At 40.9% G+C, this 6,831-nt stretch carries 6 protein-coding genes; 1 reads left to right on the top strand and 5 read right to left on the bottom strand.

The genetic code is table 11. The features are described 5' to 3' along the window. Positions 1-701 precede the first annotated feature (701 nt). From ACFO3G_RS04270 to rsgA, 5 genes are all read right to left on the bottom strand, one after another. Entirely contained in the window at positions 702-2,093 is a 1,392-nt protein-coding gene (locus ACFO3G_RS04270; protein ID WP_380078306.1) for an aldehyde dehydrogenase family protein, read from the bottom strand. Further along, on the bottom strand, positions 2,062-2,736 hold the full coding sequence (locus ACFO3G_RS04265; RefSeq protein WP_380078304.1) for a nitroreductase family protein: 675 nt from the start codon (positions 2,734-2,736) through the stop codon (positions 2,062-2,064). Before ACFO3G_RS04265 ends, ACFO3G_RS04270 begins: the two co-directional genes overlap by 32 nt. Before the next feature lie 9 nt (positions 2,737-2,745). After that, the gene (locus tag ACFO3G_RS04260) at positions 2,746-3,810 is read right to left on the bottom strand and encodes a 4Fe-4S binding protein (protein ID WP_380078302.1); all 1,065 of its coding nucleotides are present in this window, start codon (positions 3,808-3,810) and stop codon (positions 2,746-2,748) included. A gap of 73 nt (positions 3,811-3,883) precedes the next feature. After that, positions 3,884-4,312: an FMN-binding protein gene (locus tag ACFO3G_RS04255; protein WP_380078300.1), complete on the bottom strand. Its 429-nt coding sequence runs from the start codon at positions 4,310-4,312 to the stop codon at positions 3,884-3,886. Positions 4,313-4,330: 18 nt separating this feature from the next. Then, the gene (gene rsgA, locus ACFO3G_RS04250) at positions 4,331-5,275 is read right to left on the bottom strand and encodes a ribosome small subunit-dependent GTPase A (protein WP_380078298.1); all 945 of its coding nucleotides are present in this window, start codon (positions 5,273-5,275) and stop codon (positions 4,331-4,333) included. Positions 5,276-5,623: 348 nt separating this feature from the next. Between rsgA and ACFO3G_RS04245 the strand changes: the two genes are divergently transcribed. Then, positions 5,624-6,577 carry a D-2-hydroxyacid dehydrogenase gene (locus ACFO3G_RS04245; protein ID WP_380078296.1) on the top strand — a complete coding sequence of 318 codons (954 nt, stop codon included), beginning with the start codon at positions 5,624-5,626 and terminating at the stop codon, positions 6,575-6,577. Positions 6,578-6,831: the final 254 nt, after the last annotated feature.

Here is a 6,831-nt window from a genome sequence, read left to right as displayed (position 1 = left end):
GACAGACAATTCGAAATAATTTCTTTAATTTGTACTTGTGTGAGATCCATACTGTTTTACTGTTTTATTTTATTTTTTCAAAGATAACAGTCTTGGGTCTTACACACTTTTTCGGGACAGTATCCATCAAAAGCTGGATAGTTCGTTGTATAAAGGTAGATAAGGTCATATTGAAGTCTCCCAAACACTTTATTTATGGGGATGAGTATCTCAATTTTTAAAGATAAGCCCCCCTTTTTGATTCTAAAGTCGGCCGTCCGACAAAAACGCCTTCAAGATTGAGTAATAAATCAGCACTTGATCCACACGAATGTCTTATGGGGCGAAGGGGTTGTCTAAATGGATGCTTTTTCTTTCTGTAAATGTGTTGAAAGATAGGCTGTTCGACAAAAACTAAGCATGATTTACAGGCTAATATCACAGAATAGGTAATTCCGTTTGGTTAGAGAGCAATCGTAAGAGCTGTTTATATGAAATTCAACTTTGATGGGCAGCCAAAACTTTTTATCGGACAGCAAATAAAAGAACGAGATGCAACCCGACAACCGAGGAAAAGGAAAGGGAGACTGCAACAGGGAAAAGAGAGGACTATGAGCAAAGAAAAGATCGACCATAGCTGAAACATCAGCAGAGATAAAAGATTAAGCATCTTATAAGTAATCCTCTATAAATGTTTTACTGGTTGAACTGCTTTGTGTTTTCTACCCCAACAACCACCTGATGATTCTTTTCTTCCATTTTGTGTATGGAGGATATTTGAGTGTTGGCTCAAAATATTTAGATCTCACAAAGACACTTTTTGGATGTATGAAGTTTAGAAATCCTGCCTCTCCATGATACGCTCCTATTCCGCTCGCGCCCACACCTCCGAAAGGCAAATGTATATTGTTTAGATGCATCACAACATCATTTATACAGCCACCCCCAAAGTTTAGTTTGGTAAGAAATGCTTTGCGTTCTTCTTTTGACTGACTAAAAAGATAGGCCGCCAAAGGTTTCTCTTTTCTTCCGATATACTTCAGCACATCATCAAAATGATCATATAGTATGATTGGCAGTATGGGGCCAAATATCTCCTCTTGCATAATGGGATCATCCTCCTCTACATCCACCATTATGGTTGGCTCAAGATACCTACTTGCCAGATCATAACCACCACCATAATAGACCTTTTCTGAAGAGATCAATGCTATGAGTCGCTCCAGATGCTTTGACGTGACTATCGAGACATACTGTTCTGCACCCTGATCATATTTCCTCGTTTTAATCTCACCAACAAGATACTCCAAGAAGGTTTGCTTAAGGGAACGATGAAGCAAGAGGTAGTCCGGAGCTACACAGGTCTGACCGGCATTAAAAAACTTTCCCCATACGATTCTCTTTGCCGCCTTCGCAAGATCTGCAGAGGGCGAAACAATGACCGGAGATTTGCCACCAAGTTCAAGCGTTACCGGCACCATATTACGAGCAGCCGACTGATAAACCATCTTACCCACCCCGGTACTGCCCGTAAAGAAAATCTTATCAAACTTAAGTTGCGTAAGGTAAGAAGCCACCTCTGCACCCCCCTCAGCCAAAAAGATATACTCCTTTGGGAAGGTAGAAGAAATAATCTTTGATAATATCTTCATCGCATGAGTCGGCAATTCGCTCGGCTTGACAACTGCGGTACATCCGGCACCAATAGCAGATACCAAAGGGACAAGCGTTAGATTGTAAGGATAGTTCCATGCACCCAAGATAAGTACCGTGCCGATGGGTTGCATTATGATGCGACTTTTACCGGGAAGATTGCCAAGATTGGTCCGACACCTCTTTGGTTTAGCCAAGCGATCTATATTGCAAAGAAGCCATCTAATCTCTTGATAGACCACAGCAAGATCCCCCATAAAAATCTCTATGGCCGACTTTCCGAAGTCATCAAACACTGCCTTGCAAAGCTCCTCCTCATGTTGCTTCAATTGCTTTAGAAGGGCTCTTAGCTGAGCTTTTCTAAAACTGACAGGCCATGTTTTGCCCGACTCAAAATATCGTTTCTGCTCTAATAAGATGGTTTCAAAATTACTCGTCTGTGTCATCGGATGATTCTTCAAATCGACCGTAAGTAATATTATCCTCTCTCCATTTATCCTTCACTTGTGGAGACTCAGCCGGATAGCCAACCACCACCATGCACAAAGGAACAAGGTGATCGGGAAGGTTCAGAACTTCAGAGACAGCTTTACACTTCTCCAAACCCGGATAAAGACCTGTCCAAACGGCTCCCAGATGCTGAGCATGAGCAGCCAAAAGAAGATTCTCGGTTGCTGCAGAGCAATCCTGTATCCAAAAATCTCTGCTCTCCCCATCCAAAGCTTTATTCATATCTCCACACACGACAATCGCCAAAGGGGCTTTTGCCACCAAAGCTGCATACTTATGTGCATGTGAAAGCTCCTCCAACAAAGCCTTATCTTTTACCACCACAAAATGCCACGGTTGCTTATTGAGAGCGGTAGGCGCCGCCATGGCTGCCTTGAGGAGATTGTCTATTTTGTCTTCTTCGACCTCCTGATCTGTATAAGCCCTAACACTCACTCGCGTCATAATAGTATTGAGTACCGAATCTTCAATACAGATTTCGCTTCGTAAAGAGGCATCATCTTCGGCAACCTTCTGATGCCTCTTAGATAGCTGAAAACAGACAACAACGAGTGAAACCGCCAAGAAAAGAGAGACTAACTTATATGAATTCATAATGATTGATTACTTAGATTGTTCGGATATCTTAAACAAAGTACCTGTCGGACATACAAAACGACAATAGGGTCTTGGTACAAAAAACGACAGGACAAAAAACAAGAGTGCCACCACTATGATTGCAACAGAAGCCGACTGAACTATAAAGGCCGAAAACAACTCATAGTCCATCCAATCGAAAAAGAACCCCGTCCATAGCAGAAGCATAAGTACAGCCCAGAGAAGTTCTCTAAATAGGTTGAGTCTTTTGACCACTATCTGAGAGAGCCTAATCTTTTTGGGTGAGACCTTAGCAGCCAATTGCTGAATAGATCCCAATGGACAAACATGGGTGCAATAATACTGTTTCTTTCCAAAGAGAGGATAGACAAATGCCGTAATCAGTAAGATTAGGAAGATGAGTCCAACAGGAAGGCTGATACCATTTGACATAACCCTCACAATCACGGTGTAAGACAAAAATGAACCGGTCCAAAATCCAAGGATAATGACATTGAGAATCAGCTGTACAAAATGATAAGTCCTATTCTTGATAAATAGCGGTAATAGAGCCGCCATAAGTGAAACCAAAAGAGCAACCACAAACTTCAAGTCAAATGTAAAAGAGGACCCGGACTCTGCCTCTTTGGACTGCGCATAGCTTATCCCAAGCTTCATATTGTCTATGATCGCCTTAGAGGAGAAGGTTGCTCCACTGACAGCATCCACCTGAAGGGACTCCGCCTCAGCCAATGTTTTGCCTTTCCACTCAGAAAGCAAAGATTTTGCAGCCTCAAAAAAGTCCGGTGTCTCCACATTTGGCAGAGCCTCGACCGACAAGATCTTATCATCTTGTATCCTGATCAAGAGTGGCACATTGCCGGCATACCCTACAATATCTTTGCCCAAATAGGTTGTATTGACCTCAATAATACCATCATCAAGATACTTGATCGTGTCCGAAACAACTTCCGTGCCAACCTTTTCTTGCCTAAGATCATACCCCAAAACCTTGTGATCTCTTCTGATGGAGACCACCATAATCATTAGAAAACAGATAATGAGACTCAATATCTGTCTAAGCTTTTTCATAGTAAATACTTTGTTTGAAATAAAATTAGGATCTGCCATCAAAGGCAAACTCTAACAATAATAAAAGATGCAATCAGCGTTTTCCTTTAGGCATAGCCTTAAGACCGGCTTGTACATTTTTGATAATTGCCTTAGAAGAGAAAGTAGCACCTGTCACTGCATCCACCTGTAGCTTAGACGCCTCTTTGACTGTTTTGCCATTCCAACTATTAAGGATTCGGCTTGCCTTTCTAAAAAAACCGGGAGTCTCCTTGTTAGACAAAGCCTTCACATAAACAACCTTCCCCTGTTTCACTCCAATCTCAAGTGGTACAGCACCGGCATAGCCCACAATATCTTTGCCCACAACAGTTGTATTGATCACTGTAGTTCCATCCGCAAGTTTGGTAATTGTTTTGGGAGTAGCAGAGTTTTGTTGCAGATCAGAAGATGAAGACCAACCAAGGACCGTCACCAAAAAACTCATACACAAAACGGCTACTACTTTTGATATTCTTTTCATTATATATCCTTTATAAATTTAATATTCGGGTCTGTATTTCCCTGATGTACTATCGCTTAGTATGCTAAGGTAGCTATTATATCGCGTCGGTGCTATCTCCTCCCTCTCTACCGCCTCAATGACTGCACATCCGGGCTCATGTGTATGGGTGCAGTTAGAAAAACGACACTCCTTACTTTTCTCAAAAATCTCAGGGAAGTAATGCGAAGTATCCTCCTCATTCATCTCTAAGGTACCAAAGCCCTTGATTCCCGGAGTATCTATAAGATATCCTCCATGAGGAAGCTTTATCATCTCAGAAAAGGTAGTTGTATGCACTCCCGTATGGTGCATGTCTGAAATTGCAGCCGTCTTGCGATTGGCAGAAGGGATCAGACGATTGATAAGGGTGCTCTTGCCCACTCCGGAATGACCACTGAGAAGAGTTATCTTACCTTTTAAGAGCTCTTTGAGACGATCCAATCCTTGTGACAATTCTGCAGAAATAGCCAAACAGGGATATCCAACTTTGGTATAAAGATCAACCAAATAATCAAGCCAGGCCTGCTCATCTTCCGAATAGATATCCACCTTATTGAATACCAAAATAACCGGAACACGATAAGCACAGGCTGTAGCAAGGAAACGATCGATAAATGTGGTGGAGGTTTCCGGATTAGAGATGGTACATAGCAGTAATGCCGCATCCAAATTGGCCCCTAAGATATGAGACTCTTTGGAGAGATTAGAGGCCTTACGAATAATATAATTGCGACGAGGAACGATGCTTCGAATATAAGAGACCGGCTCATCCGTATCACTACGTTCTTCCACCATTACATGGTCTCCACAAGCGATCGGATTGGTACTTCTGATACCCTTGATACGCAAATTCCCCTTGATACGACAATCAATTTCTCGACCATCCTCGGTCAAGACCACAAACTGACTACCTGTATTTCTAATGACTAATCCTTCTACCATATATATTTAGTTGTTCCAAAATCACGCTTCATAAGAGCTGCATCGAAGATGATTATTCCTCAACAGCTTCTCAAAGATACAAGGTAATTGGGATATAGAAGCACATCATCAAAATCGAAGAGCACCTTTATCACAATAAACAACTACCCCATCCTAAAAGTAAACCCAGTGACAGACCCGCAAAGTCTCATAAAAATGGGATCTATTTTCACGCTACATTTGACCTCCGCAATACAAACTCTTTCTAAACAAATATCTCTAATAAATGCCATCAATAGTTTGATAAATCTAAATAGAACGACCAAAAACAATAATTCTTACCTTAGCAAAACAACAAAATAAAGAGAAATGAAAATTGTAGTAGCTGACACATACGCCGCATTGCCGGGAGACTTAGACTGGAGCGGACTGGATGAGTTGGGAGAATGCTCATTCTACCCAAGAACGAAGAAGGGGGAATTGCCCGAGAGAGCCAAAGATGCAGAACTGCTTCTTATCAATAAAACTTTCGTCACAGAAGAGGACATAAAGCAGATGCCTAAACTAAAATATATAGGCGTAATGAGTACCGGAACAAATACGGTAGATATAGAAGCAGCCAAACAGAGAGGTATTGTAGTCACTCATATACCACAGTACAGCACAGATTCTGTAGCACAAATGGCTATCTCACACATGCTAAACATAGCTATGCCCGTAGCAAGATTCGACAAAAATGTAAAAGAGGGAATATGGAGAAAAGATTACGAGAATGTTATCAAAGAGCTACACCAAATAGAACTTTACGGACGAACACTGGCTATAGTAGGACTCGGAGCCATAGGGTCTAAAGTCGCTGAGATTGCCAATGCTCTCGGAATGAAAATCATAGCTCACACATCTAAAAAACAGGAAGAGCTACCAGCTTATATTACAAAAGTGGAAACCCTCGAAGAGCTATTCCAAAAAGCAGATATACTATCACTACACTGCCCACTAAATACAAAAACTCAAAATATAGCTTCTAAAGAACGGATAGCTCTAATGAAGCCAACAGCAATACTCATAAATGTATCAAGAGGCGGACTCGTAGACGAAGAGGCTCTGGCAGAAGCTCTAAACTCAAACAAACTATATGCTGCAGGATTGGATGTCTTAGAAAACGAACCACCAACAGAAAATGACCCACTCTGCAAAGCAAGAAACTGCTTCATAACCCCTCATATGGGATGGTATACCAAAGAAGCAATAAAAAGATACACAGAGATACTAAAGCAAAATGTAAAAGCATTCATACAAGGAAAACCAATAAATATGGTGTGAGGGAGAAGAAATCAAACAGTGTTCAACCAGAACTTAAACATAGGTTGAACACTGTTTAAATTATCTATTAATCTAATTGAAATATAAATCTACCTTTTCCTGTTATATTAAGTCTTGATTTAACAAAATACAATACTTCGGTAAATTTTTACCGAAAAATTAAAAGTTAAACAATAGAACTGACAAAAGTCGGTTCGAAAACACTAAAGAGATCATTGAAATGTTGTCAAAACGAATGGTTAAGCATGAAGAAA

It is taken from the genome of Falsiporphyromonas endometrii (assembly GCF_042654485.1).
Taxonomy (GTDB): domain Bacteria; phylum Bacteroidota; class Bacteroidia; order Bacteroidales; family Porphyromonadaceae; genus Porphyromonas; species Porphyromonas endometrii.
This window is presented reverse-complemented; position numbering and strand designations above follow the sequence as displayed.